This window comes from Gilliamella bombicola (genome assembly GCF_900094945.1).
GTDB classification, from domain to species: domain Bacteria; phylum Pseudomonadota; class Gammaproteobacteria; order Enterobacterales; family Orbaceae; genus Gilliamella; species Gilliamella bombicola.
This window is the reverse complement of record NZ_FMAQ01000001.1, coordinates 140067-164077: the sequence shown is the minus strand read 5'-3', so window position 1 is coordinate 164077 and position 24011 is coordinate 140067. Positions and strand designations below refer to the sequence as shown.

Sequence of the window (24011 nt, the reverse complement as noted above, 5' to 3'; positions counted from 1 at the left end):
CTATCAGTATAAATAATTTAAATTGCCGAATAAAGCGACAATTTTATCTTTATTGATTTTCGGCACAAGTCACCATTATCTTGTTATAATAACTCAATACATTCAATAAAAGGAAAATAGTTAAATGAATTGGTTTTCTGAGTATTCACTTTTTTTAGCTGAAACCGCAACAGTTGTTATTGCAATTTTAGCGGTACTTATTTTTATATTAAGCCAACGCCGTAAGTCAGCAACGGTGGCAGGGCGTTTATCGGTCAAAGACATTAGTCAAGAATATGAGCAAGTTAAAGATGATATGTTAATGTCAAGTATGGACGAACTAGAAGCTAAGCTGTTTATGAAAGATCTTAAAAAACAGAAAAAACTTGAGAAAAAGCAGGCAAAGTTAGCGGCTAAACAAAAAAAGAAACAAGTTAAAAAGCAAGAAAAATCTGACGAACACTCAACGCCAGTTAATACAACCAAGCTAGCAGAGAGTCATACAGACCAGCAAGTAAAACCAAAATTGTTTGTATTGTCTTTTAACGGCAGTATGGATGCGCATGAGGTTGAAGAGTTACGTCAAGAAATTACAGCAGTATTGGCTGTTATTAAACCAGAAGATAAAGTTGTCGTTAAACTGGAAAGCCCTGGTGGTGTCGTCCACGGTTATGGACTTGCAGCATCGCAACTATTACGGTTTAGACAGCGTGATATTCCTTTTACCGCTGTGGTTGATAAAGTTGCTGCCAGTGGTGGTTATATGATGGCATGTACAGCTTCAAAAATTGTCGCTGCGCCATTTGCCATTGTGGGCTCAATTGGTGTAGTTGCACAAATTCCTAACTTTAACCGCTTACTTAAAAAACATGATGTGGATATTGAGTTACAAACAGCAGGTGCGTATAAACGTACGTTAACCATGTTTGGAGAAAACACTGAAGAAGGTCGCCAAAAATTTAAACAGGAATTAGAAGAAACTCATCTTTTATTTAAAGATTTTGTTAAAGAGTATCGTCCAAACGTGGATATCGAACAAGTTGCCACTGGCGAGCACTGGTTTGCAACGCAAGCCAAAGATAAAGGCTTAGTTGACGAAATTAGCACTAGTGATGACTTTATTTTATCTCACTTAAAAACACATAAAATTATCGCTGTTAGTTATCAACGTAGACAAAAATTATCAGAAAAAATTTCCAAAAATGTCGTAAAAAGTGTCGAAAAATTATTTTTCAGACAAGGAAATGGGCTGTAATAGCCCTTTTTAAATCTATAATTTACGCGCAATCTTATATCAATATTATGGCGACGCCTCAATTTTTTCCAAAACAATTTATTAATCAATTTAGTACCTTTATTTAATCAATATTAATTATCTCTCTATATTATCTTCTGACGATAGCATTAATTGTTAAAGCTGAATATCTATTAATCTAATTGAGATTTAATATAAACCTATATTCATACAAATTGATGGATATCATTCCATTCTATTACATATCTTTTTTTATTCACATATCATTACGCTTGAGGACAATTATTATGTTTCAATGGCTTTCAAACTGGGTTTTAGATGGACTTAAACACTCTCCCGAAATTTTATTATTTTTATCATTGAGTTTAGGGTATTTAATTGGCGGCATTCGGATGGGAAAATTCCAACTTGGTGGTGTCGCCGGTTCATTACTTGTTGCCGTTGCGTTAAGTGTTTTTGGTGTGACTATTGACGCAGGCGTTAAAGCGATTCTTTTCGCACTGTTTATTTATGCAGTAGGTTATGAAAGTGGTCCTCAGTTTTTCCGCTCACTAGGCGTTAAAACATTACGCGAAATTTTCTTAGCATTATTTATTGCAGTTGCAAGTTTTATAACTGTTGTGGTATTAGCTAAAATATTCAATTTAGATAAAGGTCTTGCTGCTGGTTTAGCGGCAGGTGGTTTAACCCAATCTGCTATTATGGGTACGGCTTCTGATGCTTTAAGTCAACTTGGATTAAGTGTCGAAGAGTTAAGAAAAATGCAAGCAAATGTCACCATTGGCTATGCGGTAACTTATATATTTGGTTCACTAGGTGCCATTATTGTGTGCGTTAATATTTTGCCAAAAATCATGGGGAAAGATATCGCCGATGATGCAATTAAAGCACAAGCTGAACAGCTTCATGGATCACTTTTATTGGGGGCTGATCAAAATCTAGCTTTATCAGATATTAGTGGTCGTTTATATCGTATTTCAAACAAAATCAATCAAACCGTTGCGCATGTGGAGCAAACTGTTAATGGTATTAGCATTGAGCGTATCAAGCGTGGCAATAACATTATTGAAGCAACACCAGAAACAGTATTAAAGTCGAAAGATATCATTCTAGTTGTTGGTCACCGTGATGCAATGATTAAAGCGCATGATCTACTTGGTACCGAAGTTAATTCAGCATCAGGTATGGACGTTGTGATGAACAAGCTAGATGTTGAAATGCGTAACAACAAGTATGTAGGACAAAATCTTACACAAGTGCTCACTTCTGACGAAGTCATGAAATTAAAACATGGTATCTATCTTGTGGCTATTCATCGTGATGGTCAATCTCTTCCCCTTAATAATGATATCTATTTAAAACTAGGTGATGTTATTACCATTTATGGTGCTGATGGTGATCTTCGTCGAGTGGTTGATAAAATCGGTGCGCCAATTACTAAAAGCGAAAAAACTGACTGGATATTCCATGGGTTAGGGCTTGTTGTTGGTCTTATTATTGGCTTAGTTGTGATTCGTGTTAGCAATATTCCAATTACTTTAGGTGCAGGCGGTGGTGCGCTTTTATCTGGTTTATTATTTGGTTGGTATCGTTCTGTTCATCAAACTATTGGTAATATTCCAACTGGTGCAGTGCAACTTTTAAAAGACTTTGGCTTGGCAGGTTTTGTTGCTGTTGTGGGTCTCAGTTCAGGTCTTCAAGCGATTAATACTATTAAAGAACAAGGTTTATCCCTATTTTTAATTGGTGTGGTTGTGACCTTATTACCGATGCTGCTTGCCATCTATTTTGGTAAATATGTGCTTGGCTATAAAAATGCAGCAGTATTTGCTGGTGCGTTAGCTGGAGCACGTAGTGCTAATCCTGCTTTTGGTGAAGTGCTTAATAAAGCTGGCAACTCAACACCAACTAATTCTTTTGCTATTACTTATGCTTTAGCTAATGTCTTCCTAACTTTATTAGGTCCATTAGTTGTTGCTTTTGTTTAATTGATATATCAAATTAAGGATACAAATGTATGAAAAACAATACACAATACAGCCAATATGCTAATTTAAGTCCTTTTGAATTGAAAGATAACTTAATTAAACTGGCACAAAGTCATACTGATCGCGTAATGTTAAATGCAGGAAGAGGCAATCCTAACTTCCTTGCGACTTGGCCTCGACAAGCCTTTTTTCAATTAGGTGTGTTTGCAACTCAAGAATCCGAAATGTCATTTTCATATTTAAATGAAGGCGTTGGGGGTATGCCAATCAAAGCTGGATTAACAGGACGCTTTGAACATTTTATTTGTCAAAACTATAACACTCCTGGGGTTGCCTTTTTAGGTAAAGCTTTTTCTTATATTCGTGATCAACTTGGGTTGGACGAAAATGCTTTTTTACAAGAGATGGTAGAAGGTATTTTGGGATGCAATTACCCAGTACCTGACAGAATGCTACATTTTAGTGAAGATGTGGTTAAAGCCTATATTTTACAACAAATGGGCGCTCAATATCTGGATCGTGATAACATCGATTTATTTGCCGTTGAAGGTGGCACAGCTGCCATGGCTTATATTTTTAATTCAATGAAAGAAAACGGTTTAATCCAAAAAGGCGATAAAATTGCTATTGGTGCGCCAATATTTACGCCTTATCTTGAGATTCCTGAACTCAATGACTATCAACTAGTTGAGGTGTTAATCAATTCTGATCCTAATGCAAATTGGCAGTACCCTGAGTCAGAATTGCGTAAATTAGAAGATCCATCAATTAAAGCCTTTTTCGTTGTTAATCCATCTAACCCGCCATCAGTTAAAATTGATGATAAAAGTCTAAAAATTATTGCTGATATTGTTAAAAAACGCCCTGATTTGATTATTCTAACCGATGACGTTTATGGTACATTTGCGGATGATTTTCAATCTTTATTTGCAATATGTCCACAAAATACCATTTTAGTTTATTCATTTTCTAAATATTTTGGTGCGACTGGTTGGCGTTTAGGTGTCATTGCCACAGCACGCGATAATGTCATCGACAAAACGATTAAAGCGTTACCAAGTAAAACCAAACAGATCTTAAATAAACGCTATAGCTCAATTGTTACTGATCCAGAAAATCTAAAATTTATTGATCGATTAGTGGCTGATAGTCGTGCGGTTGCACTAAACCATACAGCGGGTCTTTCAACACCACAACAAGTACAAATGGTTTTATTTGCATTATGCGAAATGATGGATAGCGATCAAAGTTATAAAACCGCTTTAAAATCACTAATCCGACGCCGTGCAGCATCACTTTATCAACATTTAGGTCTTAAACATCAAACAGATGAAAATAGTGTAGATTACTATACGCTAGTGGATCTTGAACATATTTGCCGAGAATTATATGACGATAAATTTGCTAAATGGATCCTCAAAAATAAAAATCCATCTGAAATGTTATTCAGAATTGCTGATGAAGCTGGTGTTGTATTATTACCAGGCAAAGGATTTGCTGTACAGCATCCTTCTGCTCGCGCCTCGTTAGCAAACTTAAATGAATATCAATATGCGGCAATTGGTTTATCAATGCGCAAATTGGCCGAGGAATATTATGCGGAATATAAAGCAAAAAATAAATAGCTAGATAGCTATACTAATAAACCCACACAAAAACCCTAGTTAATCTAGGGTTTTTATTTACTCAATAAAACGTTACGTCACTATCTATTATAAAAATAAATGCCATATAAAAATCAGTCAGAAAAGGCATTGATTTTATTTGAGTTTTTATGGATTAACTTTAGGACCATAATTCCAACCTAACATATGTGGTATGTATTGTTCAACATGACTATTTTCATCATATGGGGCATCCATATCATCTTCATCATCGCTATAAACACCAACAAAGTCTTTTAAATCACCTAGTTCCGGAATTGGAACTAATTGGTCAGTTGAAACTATGTCATCATTCTTAACATAAGTAATACGCCAAACTAAGTCTTTAGCTGCTTCACTTCCATATAAATCATCAGCCAATACTTCTAACGGTTTTAATAGGGTAGTGATATCACCACATAAATCAGTTTCAGCAACACAATAATTAACAGAAAGTAATCGATATACTTTTTTGCCAACAATATATCTTGTAACAGCTTGTTTAGTTTCTTTATATTCATCAATAATAATGACAAAACGGCCATCATCAATATCTGCTGAGTAAGTTAAATATTCAATACCATCGTTTAGAACTTCATGCTGTTTTTTAAATATAGGGGTTTCTTCTGTATTTGGGGCAGCAAATGTGGTTGCTGTAAAAAGTAAAGATAATGCAGTTACTAATTTTAATAGATTATTCATTGTTGTTTATTCCTATGTTTTTTAGAGCATGCTACTATAAATTAAACAGAATATAAATTTAAGATTAATTATCAAAATAAGCTAGAATTTCTAGCTATCCCATAAAAACAACATATTAGCTGATTATTTAAAAATAAATTCAACCAAAAGTTGGTCAGGAAAGGTATTGATTTTATTGAAGTTTTTTGATTTGCTGTTTTAAAATACAGATAGAAAATTATTTAAGCTGATTTGAATGAGAATAGTATATTAGATGATGTGCTGATAAAAAGTGATTAGTTGGTTTATCGGTTTCTAAATAATGCTTGGAGAAAATGGCGGAAGCGCAGAGATTCGAACTCTGGGAGGGTCGCCCCTCGCCGGTTTTCAAGACCGGTGCTTTCAACCGCTCAGCCACACTTCCGCAATGGCTGTGAATATTAAAGGAGACTTGCTTATTTGTAAATAGCTATTTTAAGATTTTTTATCGTTTGCTTTAAATTTCATCAAATTTTGTGGAAATTAAGCAAACGATGGGGTATTCGCCTGCAAAATTAGTGTTGGATTTTGATTAATTGGGTATAATACAGCATAAATTAAATAGCGTACTTTGAAAAATGTTAGAACAGATAGAAACAGATGATAAAGGTTATTTAAAAAATTGGCAGGATTGGAGTGTTGACTTGGTTCCTGAATTGGCAGCCAAAGAGACCATTGAATTAACTGATGCGCATTGGGAAGTAATTTTATTTGTTCGTGATTTTTACTTAGAATATAAAACTTCACCAGCTATACGTGCGTTAGTTAAAGCGATGGAAAAAAAATTTGGTGCAGAAAAGGGCAACAGTCGTTATTTGTATAAGTTATTTCCCGAAGGTCCTGCTAAACAAGCGACTAAACTTGCTGGTTTACCAAAACCCGTTAAATGTATATAGATAAAGGATAATATTCAATTCATGATAAGATGGAAGCTCCCTTTATTACTATTGGTCGTGCTTGGTTATTTGCAGTATTCTTTATGGTATGGCAAAAATAATGTGTACGATTATCAAGATAATGTTGAAATGTTAATCAGTTTGCGTGCTGACAATGAAAAGTTAAAGGCTCGTAATGAACAAATGTTTGCTGAAATTAACGATTTACAACGTGGTTCTGAAGCTATTGAAGAGCGTGCGCGTAGCCATTTGGGTATGGTTAAACCTAATGAATATTTTTATCGTATTATAATTGATTCAGACTCGAAAAAACGATAATGCATAATGTGAACACCAATCATATCACCGCTATTGTGCCAGCTGCCGGAATTGGTAGCCGTATGAATAGCCAAGTTCCTAAACAGTATTTAAAAATCGATTCAAAGACGATCTTAGAACATACGTTAAATAAATTATTAACTCATGAGCAAATAACCAAAGTTATTGTTGTTATTAGTCCTGAAGATGACATATTTAATACGCTTTCGATCGCTTTACACGATAAGATTAATGTCACTTTAGGTGGCAAAACGCGAGCCGATTCGGTGTTAGCTGGGTTGCAATTATTAAATGATGATCAATGGGCTTTAGTTCATGATGCCGCAAGACCTTGTGTTGATCATGATGATATTACTCGGTTAATCACAACGGTAATAAATAAAAAACAAGGTGGGTTATTAGCTACCCGTTTGAGTGATACAATAAAACGAGCGTATCAAGATAATGATACCGTTGTTGATTATTCTGAAGATCGTACTTATTTATGGGGGGCAGCAACGCCTCAACTGTTTAATGCCGGCGAATTAAGATCATGTTTGCAACAAGCGTTAGATCATGGTGTTGCCATCACGGATGAAGCTTCAGCCATTGAGTATTGTGGCGGGCACCCTTTATTGATTGAATGTCGCCGAGATAATATAAAAATAACGCGTCCTGAAGATTTAGCGTTGGCAACTTTTTATTTAACTAAGCAGAGTCTAAATAGGTAAAAGTATGAGAATAGGGCATGGGTTTGATGTTCATAAATTTGGTGGCGAGGGTCCGATAATCCTTGCTGGCGTAAAAATTCCTTATCAATATGGGCTTATTGCGCATTCTGATGGTGATGTTGTATTGCATGCAATAATTGATGCGTTGATTGGTGCATTAGCATTAGGGGATATTGGTAAGCTATTTCCTGATACGGATCCAAAATATAAAGGTATTGATAGTCGAATATTATTGAAAGAAGTTTACATCCTTGTTCAACAAAAAGGCTATGAATTAGTGAATTTGGATACCACTATCATTGCACAAGAACCAAAAATGCGACCACATATTGATCAAATGCGAGTAAATATTGCTGAAGATCTAAATGTTCATTTTGATCAAATTAGTGTCAAAGCAACAACGACAGAGCAATTGGGCTTTACTGGGCGCAAAGAAGGTATTGCTTGTCAAGCAGTCGTGTTATTAAGCAAAAAATCTAAAGTAGATTAAATTTAAAAATAGGCAATACAAGTGTTAGCACAACTTAATTATTTATATGGAAAACCAACCACCACAGGGCAATATAAACAACAATACGAAGATTTTGTCGTCACAGAGGATCTCGGTTTTGAACTGACTGGCGATGGTGAACATGTTTTAGTTTTTTTGCAAAAACGTGATTGTAATACTGTTTTTGTCGCTGAACAGTTAGCTAAATATGTTGGTATTCCAGCAAAGCTCGTAAGTTATGCTGGACTGAAAGATCGCCAAGCTGTCACTGAACAGTGGTTTAGTTTACATATGCCAGGTCAACAAACGCCTGACTTTTCGGCATTTGATTTGGCAGGGTGTAAAATATTAACAGTCACTCGGCATAATAAGAAATTAAAAATAGGTGCATTAAAGGGTAATTATTTTAAAATTAGATTAAGAAATTTAAATGCTCAATCTGAAATTGATTCTAAATTAGCGTTAATCAAACGACATGGTGTGCCTAATTATTTTGGCGAGCAGCGTTTTGGTCGTGATGAAAATAATATTACTCAAGCCATAAAATGGGCTAGTGGTGAAATTTCGGTTAAAGATCGTAAAAAGCGTGGCTTTTATCTTTCAGCTGCACGAAGTGCGATTTTCAATGATATTATCAGTCAACGAATTGCACAAAATTTGCATCAAACGGTGCTTGATGGTGATATATTACAATTAGCGCAACGTGGTAGCTGGTTTGTTGCTCAAGCTGATGAATTAACGGTGTTACAGCAGCGTCTAGAAAACGCTGAACTTAATATTACAGCTCCACTGTTAGGAGATTCACCGCTTGGTACATTATATAAAGCGCTAGAATTTGAGCAAAAGTGTTTAGAAAATTGGTCTGAATTTAATGCTCTATTTAAAAAAGAACGAGTGGAGACTGCAAGAAGATCGTTATTGTTACGAGCAGAGAAGCTTAATTGGCTATGGCTAGATAGTTGTACGCTTGAGCTTGATTTCTATTTGTCATCAGGTTGTTATGCGACAAGTGTGATTCGTGAATTAATAATAGGAAATGAATAGTCCAAATGCAAAGTTTAAAAATGCAGTCCTTAATTAAATTCCTGCGTCAACACGGAATAAAAGACGATCGTGTTTTAGATGCCATTGCTTCTATTCCCCGGGAGCATTTTGTTGATGAAGCTCTTTCGCATCAAGCTTATGACAATCGACCGCTACCAATTGGTAGTGGCCAAACCATTTCTCAACCTTATATTGTTGCAAAGATGACCGAATTGTTGAAATTATCGCCTAATTCCAAAGTCCTCGAAATTGGCACAGGATCGGGGTATCAAACAGCTGTTTTGGCTAAATTAGTTGATCATGTTTGTTCTATAGAACGAATTAAAAGCCTACAGTGGAATACTAAACGCCGTTTAAAGCAATTAGATATTCACAACATTTCAACACGTCATGGGGATGGTTGGTTAGGCTGGCCGGAGCGCGGGCCATTTGATGGCATCATCGTGACTGCAGCTGCATCAGAAGTGCCACTATGCTTGCTCGAACAATTGGCAGATAAAGGTCGATTAGTGATTCCTGTTGGCGAAAACAAACAAATTCTGCAGTTAATTGAGCGTGATGGAGATAACTTCGTAACCAAAAATATGGGCGAGGTGATATTTGTGCCTTTGGTTAAAGGGGATATAGAGTAAAAACCACCAGAAAGACTGATGGTTTCACCTTTCTAGTTATTTGATATTTAATATCTTTCTTGCTTCGTTTGGTGTTGCAGGTTGTTTTCCTGCTTCTTGTATAATACGAACAGCTCGTTCAACAAATTGACAATTTGATTTTGCTAGTTCTCCTTTCGCATAATATACATTATCTTCCATTCCTACACGGATATGTCCACCCATAGAAATGGTTGCAAAAAGTGTAGGTAAATGATTCGAACCAATACCAAATGCGGACCATGTGCAGTCTTTGGGTAATAAATTTTTTAGGAAAACAAGATTTTCAATAGTGGCAGCAATACCTCCAGGGGCCCCCATGCAAAGTTGAAAGTGTAATGGTGCTTTTAGTACTCCTTTTTTTAGATAATATAATGCGTTATAGATAAAGCTTGCATCAAATACTTCAATTTCTGGTTTTACATTTTGTTCTTGCATGTAATAACCTAATTTTTCTAAAAAAGCAGGGGTGTTATAAAATACGGTAGAGTTCATCCAGTTCATTGTTCCACAATCGTATGAAGCCATTTCTGGTTTTACTTTCGATAAATGAATCATTCGTGTTTCATCTGTTGCATGGAGATCGCCCGAAGTAGTGCAATTGATAATAATATCGCAGTCAGTTTTACGAATTAATGAAATTGTTTCTTCAAATCTTTCAGCGCTCATAGTCCCATGCCCATCATCATCTCTCATATGAAGATGGGCAATAGCTGCACCAGCTTTCCAACATGCATAAACATCTTTTGCTATTTCATGTGGTGTCATTGGTATTGCTTTATTATGTTCTTTAGTTGGAAAGGCACCTGTAGTTGCAACAGTAATAATTACTTTATCATTCATAATTTAACCTCTAATTATTCAATTTTGGTATTCGGTAAAAAAAGCATAGTAATAGCAGAAAAGAAGAAGAATACTGCACAAATTCCAATGCCAACAGTAAGCCCATATTTAGTTGCTATAAAACCAAGTACAAATGGTGAAAATGCAGATATTCCGCGTCCTGCATTGAAGCAAAATCCTGCACCTAAAGTTCTTATGCGTGTAGGAAACAATTCTCCAAAATAAGAGCCAAATAACCCCACAAAAGAGATGAAAAAAGCATAAAATGGTCCCATCAATAAAATCATCATTGGGTCTTCAACCATTACATAAATAGGTAATGTAATTGTGGTACCAATGAATGATAAGATAATCGCTTTTTTACGCCCTATGTTGTCAGATAACCAACCAAATAAGTTATAACCGACAAACATTCCTATGTTTAATATTAGAAAAAACAAAGACATTGTTTTTATGTCTAATCTTCGGACTTGTACTAAAAATGTTGGTATCCATGTAGTCGATCCCCAATATGCAACAAAAGCAAAACTTGATAATAGTGTGGCAAGAATTGTTCTTTTAAAAAGATTTGGAGCAAAAATCTCTTTAATTGAAATATTGCTTATATCGCCTTTTGCAATTCTATCTTCTTTTTGGTTTTTCCAAACTTCTGATTCAGGTACAAAAAAGAAGATATAAAGTGCTGCAAAAATTGAACCCGCACCCGTTAAAAATAGAGCTCGCCAACCAAATTCAGGTATTATGAGTGAAGAAAGAAATGCAGCTATCCCAGCTCCAGCTGGAAATGAGCTTAAAACAAAAGCAGCAGCTCTCCCACGTTGTTTTGCGGGCCACGATTCAGCTATATAAGCAGCGATAATACCCCACACTCCACCTAACGCTAATCCTGCTGTAAAACGTAACATTAACAAAACGATCCAATTTGGACTTAATGATATTGCAGCAGTTAATATTCCAAAAATGATTAAACTCCAGATTAATGATGTTCTTCTTCCATGATTGTCAGAAAACCAACCAACAATGACACTACTTAACCCAACCCCTAGTAGCGTTGCGGTGCCAAGTAGTCCCCCTTGGGACATTGTCATATCCATGTCTTTCATAATTGCAGGTAATGAAACAGCCAATAAAGTAATATCCATTGCATCAAACATGTACCCAAAAAAACCTCCAACAAGTACATGCCATTTATTAAGTAATTTTGTTTTCATTGCGTTTACTCCTGTAAATTATGGCATTATTGCAATGGTTCGAGTCCAACCTGCACTTGCTTTTTTGATTTTTACTGGTAAACATGACACAGTAAATCCAAAAGCAGGTAATTTATCTAGATTAGTTAGTTTTTCTAAGTGGTAATATTCTTTTTCAATGCCTGCAAAATGTCCTTCCCAAATAATTGATTTGTCATGTGTTTCTCTGAATTTCTCTGCTACAAGTGGTAATGGACTGTCCCAGCTCCAAGCATCGGTACCTACAATTTTTATGCCTTGATTGAGTAGAAAAAGTGTGGCTTCTCTTCCCATTCCACAACCTTTTACCAAATATTCTTTTGAGCCATAATATTTTTGTGCGCCTGATTGAATTAGTACTATATCTAACGGTTTTAATTTATAACCAATACGATCTAATTCTTTTTCAATATCTTTAGCAGTAACAATATAACCCGCAGGGAAATGAGAAAAATTCAACATCACTCCGTCAGAAATGCACCACTCTAATGGCATCTCATCAATAGTCTTGGCTTTTTCTCCATTATTCATTGTTGGATGATAGTGCCAAGGTGCATCGAGGTGTGTCCCACTATGGGTTGTTAATTTGACATATTCAATTGCCCAGCCCAAACCTTTTGGTAAATCGTCATTAGTAGCTGTTGGAAAAAAGGTTTTGATATGTTCAGCTCCTTTAATATGATCCCAATAATCAATTTCGGTTGGCATAGAAGGTGGATCATTAGGTGTGCGATCTTCAATTGCTATACTTAGATCTATGATTTCCATTCATTTCTCCTTTCATTTAAGTTTTGGTTATTACCTGAAAATAAATTATTCACAATATAAAATTAATTGAACGATCATTCAAATTGAATATTTAAAAATATGGCAGTGATCACAAATTTGAGTGAACGTTCAATTATTTTTGAGGTAAAAATGTGCTAATTTTTTAGTTTAATTGATAGGGTAATGTATGGTTAAAAGGAAGAATCTATATTTGAAAAGGATTTGATAATATCAAAAGTGGATTGGTAATCGTATTTGGGTTTTGTTAGTACGGCATGTAATCCTTCTATTGAATAATGATAAAGATATTGACAAGCAATTTCTGGATTTTCGATAGAGCAAATATCATGTGAAAGGAACTTTATTCGATCAGCTTCTGCAAAAGTGTTACACATAAGTCCAACTAAAAAATCGAATCCCCAATGAATTTGTTCTTTAGTTGCTGAGGGATAGGCTCTTTTTAATTCCACAATAAAGAATTCGGCATAAGGATCAAATTGTTCACATAAAATTGATAAACCTAGTGCTGAGCCTGATGATAAAAGCCGTGCAACATTAATAGCATAGTAACGCCAACCTTCACCACCATAAAGAGTGTTATAAAGATAAGGTGCTAAAAAAGATTCAACGATTTTTTCTAACGACATAGGCTCATCGCCGTTCTGATTTTTATAGTAATTAAGTAAACGGATTCGGTCTGAACTTAATTTACCAATCCTACGTCGAATGACAGCTTTAAATAGCTCTTCTTTTGAGCCAAAATGGTAATGAACTAAGGCTAATTTTACGCCTGCATCTTCTGTGATATCTCTAATTGATACTTCACTGTAACTAGCTTGGGCAAAAAGCCTTTCTGCTGAATTAAGAAGTTTGTCTGCGGTCGTATTTTTCATAATATTTATATTTAATTGATTTTGATTAAAATTACCATTCAATTATATTAATTTTTTATGGTGCTCATTGCTGGTAAATAACCTATAATTTTATACTATACCACATTTATTGAGCGTAAAATATCGTCCTGAAAATTATAAATTAAGATTTAAAATTTCTTATTGCGTTATTTAATAGCTAATTTTTCTGTTCAGAACGTTTCCATTCACAAATTCCATAAATGGCATTAAATAGATAAATTAAGTACTGTGTTGCGATAATAATATTATTGGTATAAATATTTAACCCGATTACTAATACATTTAATATTATCCATAAATACCAGTTAAAAGAGTATCTCATCATTAATAATAACTGAGCAACTAAACCTAATCCAAAGATGAAACAATTAGTAATGAGTTGGTAGCTTGTATTGAATGAACCAATTTTATCGGTTAGATAAATATTGAGAAAGGCTGTAACAATCAGAAAGATGAGTGTATATAAAAATGCAGTTTCATTAAGTGAACGAACCTTAACATTTTTATCATTATCAAGGTTCTGTTTCCATGTAAATAAGCCATAGATATGCGAACAAAAGTAGTACAAAGGCGGTAATCCAGCACCAATATTGCCACCAAGGATATTCGCGCAACATTCTGCAACTGCGGCAAACATACCCAATACATTACCCATGTTTTTACGTTTAGCTAATAGAATGACGCATAATAGACCACAAAAAGCACCTATGTAGGAAGTTGTATAGCGTAAATTGAAGTTAGTAAATGGATCTGTGTATAAAAATGCCAATGTTACACATAATATACAAAAAAATGGATAGAATTTATTGCGTCCAATTAAAATAGTAATGTCGCTTAATTTATTCATAATTAATACTCTTCATCGTTAATAAGTTGGTTAACTAGTTCAATACAGCGCAAATAGCGCTCTTCGTAATCGGGTGAGTCAATTTGAATATAGTTGATGTTATTTTTTTCTAAAATTGCGACTAGTAATTTTTGAAAATCTTTACGTTGTTTTGGACTGCCTAAATGGCGTAAACCGTCAGCAACCCAAGGCGTATTGTTACCAAGCAAAATGACTAGATCGAAACGGTAGTTATTAATCATCGCTTGTAAAAAAGGATGCTCTTTACCTTCATATTTTTTACAAAAAGCTTGTGTCGTGACAAAATCAGTATCAATAAAAGAGACTTTATTGGCATGTTTTATTGCAAAATCGATATATTGTGCATGACCTAAAGCAATTTTATCATAATCTGCATATTGCAAAGCTCGTTCATCGCCTCCAAGGTGTGAAAATACATAATCCCGACCATATTCCCAAGCACTGGTAGTATTAAATACATTAGCAAGCTTGTTGACTAAGGTGGATTTGCCACTTGATTCGCCGCCCAAAATAGCTACAGTTCGGACAAAAAACGGCCTGACTTCTGTTGGAATATACTGCCAATTTTTTAGTGGTGCTTGACGGATTTGTGTGCCACTGACTTGCATAAATTGTCGTTTTGGATCGATGAGTACGGTATTTAAATCAAATAGATCTTTATACATTGCAACATCTTGTGGTTCACTTGAGTAAACGCAATCAGGTTTTATACCCTTTTCTTGAAACAGTTTTTTAACGCGTTCACTCCACTCATGCCAACCATTTGGGTAAGTTGGGATGCCATCTTCTTCTAATAATTCAATGTGGATATTTTTTTGATATTTAAATGTTTGCAGTAGCCAGCGAATCCTATCATTGATAGTGGGTTGACGAGACATGGCACTTTGTTCAAAGAGTGCCATGTCGCGGATTGTATCGGAACACAGTACGACATATAGTTCATCAACTTGGCTAATTGCACGCTGAATAAGATAAATATGTCCTGTATGTAAAGGATAAAACTTTCCAAAGATAACACCGATTTTTTTGTCTTTGACGGGAGCTTCAATTTGTAAATATTGATGAAGAGATTGTAACTTTTGCGCACTTGGGTTTTTGATTTTGTCATTGATAAGTTGACTTAGGTAACCTTTAGTCATTTGGCAAGCATCGGCCACGGTTTGTAATGACAAATTTTTTCGTTTTATTGCCTTCTTTAAATAACTGAAGCTATTCATGAAGCCCCCTTATTTTTTGTTTTTTATTTTTAACAAAATATATATTATTTTTAATTATTGTTCAATATATTAAACAAAAATATTTTACTTTTAATCTGGTTATAATTTAATTTTATTCAATTGGTTAATGGAAAATCCTTAGTTTGAAAGGAATGGTGTGAAAATTCAAAAGATAGTTTTTTAATTGTGTTTGCAGATAATAATGTAACACATTAATAATGTCATGATATTACCTCGTTATTTAGTAATAATATTTCACCAAAATATGCACACCATTGACGTAAAATGCCAAATAACTGCTTATTGATATTGTTGTTTATGATTAGTTACTAATGATTTTAAATAAATCTGTTTCACTTGATGATGCTAAATATGATGGCGCAAAATATAATAAAGAAACGGGCGAATTAACATGGCAATTTAAGTTCAATCCTAGTGAAAATAAAAATCTTACTTTAAGTTTCAAATTGGCTTATCTAAAAGACAAAGTTGACGATATAATTGGCTTATAAATAAATCAATAATAGAAATAGAGTATGTTAAACGAGTGGTTAAACCAATTTAAACAAGATAGCCAAGTTAGTTTGCTTGATATCCACTTGGCAGCGTTTTTAACCAATAGAGCGATGTTAAATGATGATATTACTGTTAAACGTTTTAGTTTTTTGGTTTTATCTCTAAGTAAGGAGGTAAGAGCGGGACATGTTTGTCTTAATCTGACATTCTTAAATCACGCAACGATTGAACCATTGCTCTGGTTAGCTTTAGGCTCGCCAAGCGAGCAAGATTGGAACACCACACTTGAACAAGCACGCCAGAGTCAGGTTGTGAGTGATGGAACAAACTTATCTCCCCTTGTCTTTATTGACGATAAAATTTATTTTCAAAGAATGTGGCTTGACGAAAAGAATGTTGCCCAATATTTCAATCATACTACTTTTGATGACCAACCATATTATTATTCTGATTTAAACGCTATATTAAATCAGCTTTTTACTCATCATCAATCTCAGATTGATTGGCAAAAAGTTGCTGTTGCTGCGGCATTAACGCGCAAAGTTGCGATTATTTCAGGTGGACCGGGTACGGGTAAAACAACTACCGTAGCTAAGATCTTAGCAGGAATTTTGTTAACGAATCCTAATGCTCGAATTGTGACGGCCGCCCCGACGGGAAAAGCCGCATCAAGGTTAACTGAATCACTGAGCCGAACAATAGAACAACTTGCTTTTACATCACTAAACCTAAAGGCAGAAGCGATCACCTTACACCGTTTACTCGGTGCAAAAGCAGATAACAGTTCATTTACGCATAACAAAAATAATCCATTACATATTGATGTGTTAGTTATTGATGAAGCATCAATGGTTGATTTAAATATGATGGCAAGAGTAATAGAAGCGTTACCAACATCTGCCCGTTTAATCTTATTAGGTGATAAAGATCAGCTTTCATCTGTTGAAGCTGGGGCTGTATTTGGTGACCTTTGTACTTTTATTACTCATGGTTATAGTCAACCGCGTGCAAAAGAGCTAAGCCAATTAACGGGTTATATTGTGCCCGTTTGCGAGCAAACAGCTACAATTACTGACAGTATTTGCTTATTACAAAAGAGTTACCGTTTTAACGAGTCATCAGGTATCGGTTTGCTAGCTAATGCAGTGAAAGAAGGGCGATCTAGTACGGTTAAGCAGTTATTAACAGACGAGTCACTAAACGATATCCAATATCATCCACTATCATCTCAACAAGCTTACTATAGTGTATTACAAGACAGCATTCACCATTATAAACATTACTTACATGTTATTAAGCAACAAGGTACTAGCAACATAGCCGCAGTCTTAGCTAAATTTGCCGAATATCGCTTGCTTTGTGCTGTTAGAGAAGGGCATTTTGGTATAGAAGGTTTAAACAAACAAATTGAATTATTATTAGCGAAAAACCAATTGATTCATGTAAGAAACAAAGAAACGTGGTATGTAGGGCGGCCTATTATGATTTTGCGTAATAGCACTTCATTAGGGCTTTATAATGGTGATATTGGCATTACATTAATGGCCGAACACGATAGTTCAAAATTACGTGTATATTTCCCTTTTGCTGATGGTTCGATTAAAGGATTTTCACCGTTTCGATTACCTGAGCATGAAACGGCTTACGCTATGACTATTCATAAATCACAAGGTTCAGAGTTTGATCATGTGAATATTATCCTGCCAACTGATTATTCCCCGTTACTAAATCGTTCATTGCTTTATACCGCCATTACTCGTGCTAAAAAAACGGTTTCCATTTATGCCACTGAACCAATTTTATTACAAGCTATTAAATCACAAACACAAAGGCATAGTGGTTTAGTCAGTTTATTGCAAAATAATGGCTAAGTTTATTCCATTAAGAGTATTAAAGCTGATTATTTTATAAGATGATGTGATAAAACAAGGAACAATAATAAAACAGGGCGATAAGCCCTGTAATAATTAACTTAATGAATAATTTTAGCTAAAAAGTCTTTAGCTCGATCGGATTGTGGATTTGTGAAGAATTGCTCTTTTGACGTATCTTCAATAATTTCGCCTGCATCCATAAAGATAACACGATTTGCCACTTTTCGCGCAAAACCCATTTCATGAGTAACAACCATCATTGTCATACCTTCATAAGCTAGCTCAACCATTACGTCTAACACTTCATTAACCATTTCGGGATCAAGTGCTGAGGTTGGTTCGTCAAACAACATCACAATCGGATCCATACATAATGCGCGCGCAATAGCAACACGTTGTTGTTGACCCCCAGAAAGCTGGGCAGGGTATTTATTTGCATGAGCAAGTAAACCAACACGCTCTAAAAGGCTAAGTGCTTTTTCACGCGCTTCATCATCTGTTCGGCCTAACACTTTGATTTGAGCTAGTGTTAGATTTTTTAAAATAGTTAAATGGGGGAATAGTTCAAAGTGTTGAAACACCATGCCCACTTTAGAACGTAATTTAGATAAGCTAGTTGCTTTACTTGTTACTTCTTTTCCTCCAATAATGATTTGGCCTTTTTGTACTGGCTCTAAACCATTGACTGTTTTTATCAGGGTTGATTTTCCTGAACCTGAAGGACCACAAACAACTACAACTTCGCCTTTACCGACTTTTGTTGTACAGTTTTTTAATACTTGAAATTGTCCATACCATTTTGATACATTTTCTAAGGAGATCATCGATTTATCCCTTTCTTAAAATAATTAACTAAACGTGAAGCAGTAAAACAAATTACAAAATAACTTGCTGCCGCAAAAATAATCATTGAGTACTTATCAGTACCACCTTGTGTGTTACCAATGCGTGTAATACTTGCGCCAAATAGATCTATTAACCCCATAACATAAACTAAAGATGTATCTTGGAATAAGATAATACCTTGGGTTAATAATAATGGCACCATTGATCTAAAAGCTTGCGGTAAGATAATTAAACGCATTGCTTGAGTTTTAGTCATACCTAATGCATAAGCTGCATGATATTGCCCTTTAGCAACAGCATTAATACCCGCGCGAATAATTTCTGAATAATAAGCCGCTTCAAAAAGCGCGAAAGCAATCATTGCGGACGCGACTCGAACTTCAGCATAAGGCGGCAGATTAAACACATATTTAATGACTTGTGGCAATGCTAAATAGAACCATAACAACACTAATAATAGCGGAATGGAACGGAATAAATTAACATAACATTTAGCAAAAAAGTTAAGTAATTTATTATTTGATAAACGCATTAAAGCTAGTGCTGTACCCCACACAATACCAAAAACAACAGCTGTGAAAGTGATTTGCACTGTTAACCATAAACCATCAATTAGTACAGGATAATTATTTTTATCTGATACCAATGGAGGTATATTTACAATCCAATTATATAATTGTGTATTTGTAATCCAATCAATTAAATACATATTACCCTCCATGACTCATGTTAGGTAAGCGAGTGTATTTTTCAACAATTCGCATCACAGTAATTACCACATAGTTAATCAACATAAAGGCAATAGTAACACCCAACAAAATTTCAACAATGCTATTGGTAGACTCATTGATACGATCAATTTGACCGATCAAATCAATTAAGCCAATTGTTGAAGCAACTGATGAGTTTTTAATAATGTTGGTCATTTCTGATGTTAATGGAGGAATAATACGTCGATAAGCGTTTGGTAGTAAAACATACATATAAGCTTGTCGATTAGTTAAACCAAGAGCAATAGCGGCATAGCGCTGACCTTTGGGTAACGTTTGAATGCCAGTTCTAACTTGTTCAGCAATACGAGCTGAAGTAAACAACCCTAGCGCTATTGCGGCAGTGATAAATGCACTTACATTAGGTGATAAGTCAGATATAAACCAAATTTTTAAACGGCCACTTAATATTACAGGCAGTATCATATACCACAAGAACATTTGCACCAGTAATGGAATATTCCGAAATAGTTGAATATAACCTGCTGCAAAGTTATTTAAAAACTTATTGTCTAAAGTTCTACATATTCCCACAAGAGACCCTAGCACAAAAGCGATGATCCACGCAGTAACTGCTAATGAAACAGTCACAAGAACTCCATCTAATAGCCAATTTAAGTAAATACCATCACCGTAAGGGGTGGGTTGAAAAAATAACATCCAATTAAAACTCATGATGGAGTCTAAAAAACGCCACGATAAAGCTGCAATAGGTTCAAAAGATAATGTCCAATTAAAACTCATAATATATTTAATTCGCTAAATTAGATTATGTACTAAATGCGAAAGCATTTAGTACATTGGATTAGAAAGAATAAGAAAAGTATTAATCTAATGCTTTATCATTAGGATTGGCAAATAGCTCAACCATTTTTGGTGAAATTTCAAGACCCATATTTGCACCTTTTGGTGGAACTGGTTGAGTAAACCATTTGTTATATGATTCTAATGCCTTTCCTGACTTTTGCGCATCAGCAATGGTTTTATCCATTAATTGCTTAAATTGTGTATCGCCTTTTCTTAACATACAGCCATAAGACTCATAAGATAAAGGTTCACCAACAATCTTCCATTCAGCTGGGTTAATCGCACGCGAACGTTCACCAGCAAGTAAAGCATCATCCATTAAAAATGCTACCGCACGACCTGTTTCAAGTGCGTTAAAAGCATCGCCATGATCTTTTGGCGTAATGATACGAATTCCTAAGTTATCTTTACTATTGATTTGGTTTAAACGAATTTCAGAAGTTGTACCTGCGGTTGTTACCACATTTTTGCCTTTTAAGTCTTCAATACTATTGATATTGCTATCTGCTTTAACTAGGAAGCGAGTACCAACAATAAAAATACTGTCTGAAAAATCAACTGTTTTTTGGCGTTCAAGGTTATTCGTTGTCGAACCGCATTCAAAATCATAAGTATAGTTGTTTAATAACTGAATACGGGTCTTAGAAGTAATCGGTAAATATTTTACTTGAAGATTTGGTAAATTTAATTCTTTTTTTACTGCATCGATAATTAAATTAGAATAATCTTGTGAATAACCAATAACTTCTTGTTTTTCACCATAATAGGAAAATGGAATCGAAGATTCTCGATGACCAACAACAATAACACCTGTATCTTTAATTTTGGCTAATGTTCCGCTTAATTCTTCTGCTACAGCCGAACCAGCCATGAGACCTAACATTGCAAATGATAGTACTAATTTGGTTAATTTTGTCTTTTTGTTCATACTCATCTCCTACTGTGTAATTTGTATCATATTAAATATATTTAATATTTTTACAAAGGGCATATATTATAACTTATTTTTTGGTATAAAAGTACTTTTTACTGTTTATTTATCTATATCGGAGCTATATGAAATCAGCAATTAGCGTGTTTTTGCTAATAATTGATTCCATTAAAAGTTCTTAAGCCCAATTATATTTAAGCAATAATTATGCCAGTATCATAAATTATGAACGTCTTTTTATCAAAAGTGAGATAAACATCAATGCCATAATGATAAAATAAGGAACATTTCCCCATCTTGCATAAGGCGTTAGCCCAGTTGTGGGTGAAACAGAAGCCAATAAAACACCTGTTTCAAATTGAGGTAATTGTTTAACAATATTGCCATGCTGATCAATAATTGCGGTAATACCCGTATTGGTACTACGAATTAAAGGCCGACCAAACTCAAGCGCTCTTGCTTGTGCCATTTGTAAATGTTGTTTAGGACCAATGCTATTACCAAACCATGCATCATTTGACACCGTCAATAAAAAATCGCTATCAGGAGTAAATTTTTGTCGCATTAAATCTGACAAAATAATTTCATAACAAATAGCAGGCGTAAATTTAAAGCCTTTTATTTCAAGTTGTGGTTGTTTTGCTTCGCCAGATTTCATTGATGACATAGGAACGTTAAGTAATTCCGCAATTGGTTCAAGTACTGATTCTAGTGGCGTAAATTCACCAAAAGGTACTAAATGGTGTTTTTGATAACGATTCACTGTAGGGTATTGATAGGGTTCTTTTTCGCCCAATATCAATAGCGTATTATAGATATCACCATTGGATTGATAACCGTTTTCACCAAAACGATAATCAATAATACCGACAGCAATTTCAGCATTATGTGATCTGGCTTCGTTGTCTAAATATTGTAAAAATGATTGCTGATTAATTTCGTAATCAGTGATGCTAGCTTCTGACCATATAATGATTTTATTTTCTTCTAGGTTATCTTTAGTGAGTTTAGCATAGGTTTGTAACGTATTATTCAGTTGCTCTCTTGTCCAACGAACTGACTGCGAAATATTGCCTTGAATTAAAGCAAAATTAGCTGAACGGGTATTATCTACCGTTGTCCAATCGATATTGTTGAATGAAATTGGTGCAAAAAAGATCGCAAGCAGTGCAAAAAATGCACCAAAAGTGTACATTTTGGGCACTTTTGTGCTAGTGGCCTTTATACCATAAATCAATAAACCACATAACAGCACTAAAAGCAGATTAACACCATCAATCCCAATTACAGGAAAATAAGCATGTAAAGGGCTATCTATTTGGCTATATCCCAATTGCAACCAAGCAAACCCTGTTAAAATATAGCCACGTAAAAACTCGGTGATTTGCCAAAAAATTGGCGCCACAAGTACAAGCTGTTTAAATGAAAATTGCGGAGCAAATCGATTGGCCATTCTTAATAAGAAAGCAAATAGCATCGGGTAAAGCGACAAATAGAGAATTAAAAGCCCCAAAATAATCACAGCTACAAAAGGCGGTAATTCCCCATACTGCTTAATACTGATATAGACCCAGTGAATCCCAGCCGAAAAGTAGCCAACCCCCCAACTTAATCCAAGCAACATGGCCTGTTTTTTTGATTTATCGGCAATAAGCCATAACAGCCCAGTAAACGACACAAAGGCTAAAGGCCAAATATGAAAAGGGGCATAGCTAAATACCGCTATACCACCAAAAAATAGGCTCAATAATATGTGTTTAAACATTGTCAGGTAACTCTAAATTAGGCACTGTTGCCCCTTCTGGAATTGTCACATGGAGTTGAATAATGCGCCGACGATCGGCAATGGTAACTTTAAATTGATAACCATCAATGGTGATGCTTTCGCCACGTAAAGGTAACCGCCCAAAATGTTGCATGACTAGTCCACCAATAGTGTCCATTTCGTCATCACTAAAATGAGTGGCAAAAATGTCATTGAAATCCTCGACTGGTGTCAGTGCTCGAACGGTATAAACCGAAGGAGACAAGCGGCGGATATCGCGATCTTCAACCTCGTCATATTCATCTTCAATATCGCCTACTATCAGCTCTAAAATATCTTCGATAGTTACAAGTCCTGACACACCACCAAATTCATCAATAGCCATCGCCATATGATAACGCTGCATGCGAAACTCTTTTAACATATGATCGACGCGCTTACTTTCAGGCACAACAACAGTAGGTCTAAGGATTTTTTTAAGATCAAAATTATCCACACCTTGGCGAATAAAAATCAACAGATCTTTTGCTAACAAAATCCCTTCAATATGATCTCTATCTTCACTAATAACAGGATAACGGGAATGTCCATGTTCAGAAATAATATCTAAACACTGATCAAGAGAGTAATTGTCTTTAATGGTAACAATTTGAGAGCGGGGGATCATAATATCACGAATGCGTTGCTCGGCAATATCCATGACGCCTTCAATCATATCAAGCGTATCTGGATCGATAAGCTCGTTTTCTTCGGCTTCGCGGATCACTTCGATCAGTTCTTCTTTATCTTTTGGCTCTGAATTAAATAATTGACTTAACCATAATGCAAACCCTTTTTTAGGTCTCCGGTGATTATCATCACTCATTTGTACTCTTCCTTTCTTGCTTTATTATTAATGTAATATTTCTTACTTAGTGTACTAAATTTGTCTGCTAAATGATCTTACAAAATAGCATAAAATCAAACGGTT

Annotated in this window: 24 protein-coding genes and 1 tRNA gene; 11 read left to right on the top strand and 14 right to left on the bottom strand. The window is 35.0% G+C overall.

The window, feature by feature from the left end:
• Positions 1 to 124 precede the first annotated feature (124 nt).
• From sohB to GA0061081_RS00810, 3 genes are all read left to right on the top strand, one after another.
• Positions 125 to 1234 carry a protease SohB gene (sohB, locus tag GA0061081_RS00820; RefSeq protein WP_091346173.1) on the top strand — a complete coding sequence of 370 codons (1110 nt, stop codon included), beginning with the start codon at positions 125 to 127 and terminating at the stop codon, positions 1232 to 1234.
• A gap of 287 nt (positions 1235 to 1521) precedes the next feature.
• Complete coding sequence (gene aspT / locus GA0061081_RS00815) at positions 1522 to 3222, top strand: aspartate-alanine antiporter (RefSeq protein WP_091346171.1); 1701 nt, start codon at positions 1522 to 1524, stop codon at positions 3220 to 3222.
• 29 nt (positions 3223 to 3251) lie between these two features.
• Positions 3252 to 4847 carry a bifunctional aspartate transaminase/aspartate 4-decarboxylase gene (locus tag GA0061081_RS00810; protein ID WP_091346168.1) on the top strand — a complete coding sequence of 532 codons (1596 nt, stop codon included), beginning with the start codon at positions 3252 to 3254 and terminating at the stop codon, positions 4845 to 4847.
• A 147-nt stretch (positions 4848 to 4994) separates the two neighbouring features.
• Here GA0061081_RS00810 and GA0061081_RS00805 read toward each other — a convergent pair whose 3' ends face one another.
• Together GA0061081_RS00805 and GA0061081_RS00800 are read right to left on the bottom strand one after the other, a co-directional pair.
• Entirely contained in the window at positions 4995 to 5567 is a 573-nt protein-coding gene (locus GA0061081_RS00805) for a hypothetical protein (RefSeq protein ID WP_091346166.1), read from the bottom strand.
• A gap of 315 nt (positions 5568 to 5882) precedes the next feature.
• A tRNA-Ser gene (locus tag GA0061081_RS00800) sits at positions 5883 to 5970 on the bottom strand.
• Positions 5971 to 6163: 193 nt separating this feature from the next.
• On the opposite strand from GA0061081_RS00800, the gene GA0061081_RS00795 reads away from it, so the two are divergent.
• From GA0061081_RS00795 to GA0061081_RS00770, 6 genes are read left to right on the top strand one after another with little or no spacing between them, the layout of a single operon-like run.
• The gene (locus tag GA0061081_RS00795) at positions 6164 to 6481 is read left to right on the top strand and encodes a TusE/DsrC/DsvC family sulfur relay protein (RefSeq protein WP_091346164.1); all 318 of its coding nucleotides are present in this window, start codon (positions 6164 to 6166) and stop codon (positions 6479 to 6481) included.
• A 21-nt stretch (positions 6482 to 6502) separates the two neighbouring features.
• On the top strand, positions 6503 to 6799 hold the full coding sequence (gene ftsB / locus GA0061081_RS00790; protein WP_091346162.1) for a cell division protein FtsB: 297 nt from the start codon (positions 6503 to 6505) through the stop codon (positions 6797 to 6799).
• Positions 6799 to 7509, top strand: coding sequence for a 2-C-methyl-D-erythritol 4-phosphate cytidylyltransferase (gene ispD, locus GA0061081_RS00785; protein ID WP_091346160.1), 711 nt, complete (start codon positions 6799 to 6801; stop codon positions 7507 to 7509). Before ftsB ends, ispD begins: the two co-directional genes overlap by 1 nt.
• A gap of 4 nt (positions 7510 to 7513) precedes the next feature.
• Entirely contained in the window at positions 7514 to 7999 is a 486-nt protein-coding gene (gene ispF / locus GA0061081_RS00780; protein WP_091346158.1) for a 2-C-methyl-D-erythritol 2,4-cyclodiphosphate synthase, read from the top strand.
• Between the two features lie 21 nt (positions 8000 to 8020).
• Positions 8021 to 9043: a tRNA pseudouridine(13) synthase TruD gene (gene truD, locus GA0061081_RS00775; RefSeq protein WP_091346156.1), complete on the top strand. Its 1023-nt coding sequence runs from the start codon at positions 8021 to 8023 to the stop codon at positions 9041 to 9043.
• A gap of 5 nt (positions 9044 to 9048) precedes the next feature.
• On the top strand, positions 9049 to 9675 hold the full coding sequence (locus tag GA0061081_RS00770) for a protein-L-isoaspartate(D-aspartate) O-methyltransferase (protein WP_091346154.1): 627 nt from the start codon (positions 9049 to 9051) through the stop codon (positions 9673 to 9675).
• A 36-nt stretch (positions 9676 to 9711) separates the two neighbouring features.
• Here the strand turns inward: GA0061081_RS00770 and GA0061081_RS00765 are convergent, their stop codons facing one another.
• The 6 genes from GA0061081_RS00765 to nadR form a co-directional block, all read right to left on the bottom strand.
• Positions 9712 to 10536 (bottom strand): beta-keto acid cleavage family enzyme, encoded by an 825-nt coding sequence (locus tag GA0061081_RS00765; RefSeq protein ID WP_091346153.1) that lies wholly within the window; start codon positions 10534 to 10536, stop codon positions 9712 to 9714.
• A gap of 14 nt (positions 10537 to 10550) precedes the next feature.
• Positions 10551 to 11747, bottom strand: coding sequence for an MFS transporter (locus tag GA0061081_RS00760; protein WP_091346151.1), 1197 nt, complete (start codon positions 11745 to 11747; stop codon positions 10551 to 10553).
• Positions 11748 to 11765: 18 nt separating this feature from the next.
• A complete protein-coding gene (locus tag GA0061081_RS00755; protein ID WP_091346150.1) occupies positions 11766 to 12533 on the bottom strand; it encodes a cyclase family protein in 768 nt (255 codons plus the stop codon).
• Positions 12534 to 12724: 191 nt separating this feature from the next.
• Positions 12725 to 13426 carry a TetR/AcrR family transcriptional regulator gene (locus GA0061081_RS00750; RefSeq protein ID WP_141683304.1) on the bottom strand — a complete coding sequence of 234 codons (702 nt, stop codon included), beginning with the start codon at positions 13424 to 13426 and terminating at the stop codon, positions 12725 to 12727.
• Positions 13427 to 13604: 178 nt separating this feature from the next.
• Positions 13605 to 14294 carry a nicotinamide riboside transporter PnuC gene (pnuC, locus tag GA0061081_RS00745; RefSeq protein WP_091346146.1) on the bottom strand — a complete coding sequence of 230 codons (690 nt, stop codon included), beginning with the start codon at positions 14292 to 14294 and terminating at the stop codon, positions 13605 to 13607.
• Between the two features lie 2 nt (positions 14295 to 14296).
• Positions 14297 to 15532: a multifunctional transcriptional regulator/nicotinamide-nucleotide adenylyltransferase/ribosylnicotinamide kinase NadR gene (gene nadR / locus GA0061081_RS00740; protein ID WP_091346144.1), complete on the bottom strand. Its 1236-nt coding sequence runs from the start codon at positions 15530 to 15532 to the stop codon at positions 14297 to 14299.
• 332 nt (positions 15533 to 15864) lie between these two features.
• On the opposite strand from nadR, the gene GA0061081_RS00735 reads away from it, so the two are divergent.
• Both GA0061081_RS00735 and recD read left to right on the top strand, forming a co-directional pair.
• Positions 15865 to 16044 carry a hypothetical protein gene (locus tag GA0061081_RS00735; protein ID WP_091346142.1) on the top strand — a complete coding sequence of 60 codons (180 nt, stop codon included), beginning with the start codon at positions 15865 to 15867 and terminating at the stop codon, positions 16042 to 16044.
• A gap of 24 nt (positions 16045 to 16068) precedes the next feature.
• Positions 16069 to 17919 carry an exodeoxyribonuclease V subunit alpha gene (gene recD, locus GA0061081_RS00730; RefSeq protein ID WP_091346140.1) on the top strand — a complete coding sequence of 617 codons (1851 nt, stop codon included), beginning with the start codon at positions 16069 to 16071 and terminating at the stop codon, positions 17917 to 17919.
• 101 nt (positions 17920 to 18020) lie between these two features.
• Here recD and GA0061081_RS00725 read toward each other — a convergent pair whose 3' ends face one another.
• The 6 genes from GA0061081_RS00725 to corC form a co-directional block, all read right to left on the bottom strand.
• Positions 18021 to 18746: an amino acid ABC transporter ATP-binding protein gene (locus GA0061081_RS00725; protein WP_091346138.1), complete on the bottom strand. Its 726-nt coding sequence runs from the start codon at positions 18744 to 18746 to the stop codon at positions 18021 to 18023.
• A complete protein-coding gene (locus GA0061081_RS00720; protein ID WP_091346136.1) occupies positions 18743 to 19477 on the bottom strand; it encodes an ABC transporter permease subunit in 735 nt (244 codons plus the stop codon). Before GA0061081_RS00720 ends, GA0061081_RS00725 begins: the two co-directional genes overlap by 4 nt.
• A gap of 1 nt (position 19478) precedes the next feature.
• The gene (locus GA0061081_RS00715) at positions 19479 to 20213 is read right to left on the bottom strand and encodes an amino acid ABC transporter permease (RefSeq protein WP_091346612.1); all 735 of its coding nucleotides are present in this window, start codon (positions 20211 to 20213) and stop codon (positions 19479 to 19481) included.
• Between the two features lie 151 nt (positions 20214 to 20364).
• Positions 20365 to 21273 (bottom strand): glutamate/aspartate ABC transporter substrate-binding protein, encoded by a 909-nt coding sequence (locus GA0061081_RS00710; RefSeq protein ID WP_091346135.1) that lies wholly within the window; start codon positions 21271 to 21273, stop codon positions 20365 to 20367.
• Positions 21274 to 21499: 226 nt separating this feature from the next.
• Positions 21500 to 23041, bottom strand: coding sequence for an apolipoprotein N-acyltransferase (gene lnt / locus GA0061081_RS00705; protein ID WP_091346133.1), 1542 nt, complete (start codon positions 23039 to 23041; stop codon positions 21500 to 21502).
• Entirely contained in the window at positions 23034 to 23906 is an 873-nt protein-coding gene (corC, locus tag GA0061081_RS00700; protein ID WP_091346132.1) for a CNNM family magnesium/cobalt transport protein CorC, read from the bottom strand. The genes lnt and corC overlap by 8 nt, the downstream gene beginning before the upstream one ends.
• Positions 23907 to 24011 lie beyond the last annotated feature (105 nt).